Annotated in this window: 1 protein-coding gene; it reads right to left on the bottom strand. The window is 26.0% G+C overall.

Features of this window, described 5'->3' with window-relative positions; genetic code table 11:
- Positions 1-105: 105 nt before the first annotated feature.
- On the bottom strand, positions 106-312 hold a 207-nt coding region (locus AC4AGG_RS16875), incomplete at its 5' end, for a hypothetical protein (RefSeq protein WP_489773180.1).

Below are 312 nucleotides of genomic sequence, written 5' to 3'. Positions count from 1 at the left end.
TTATATCAAAACCAATCTCTTACAAACAAATTATTTCTTAAATGCCTAATTCAATAAAATAAAAAACCCTTTAATAACATGAGTTATTAAAGGGTTTTATCAATCTCAAAAACTATTGTTCTTCTGCTTTTTCAGAAGGATAATTGATATTACAGTCAATATTGTGGTTGCTGCACTTATTAACAAATAAGAATCATAAGGCAGTTCGTTGTAAGGTATACGATTAATTCCATCTTCGCATTTTATACATTCTTTAACCCAATTGTTGACCTCAATAAAACATAAAATGAAATTACTAATGATAAAAATCAA

The sequence above is a fragment of the Chryseobacterium sp. CG10_8 genome, from assembly GCF_058117085.1.
Note: the sequence above shows the minus strand (reverse complement) of the source record. Positions and strands in the feature narration are given on the sequence as shown.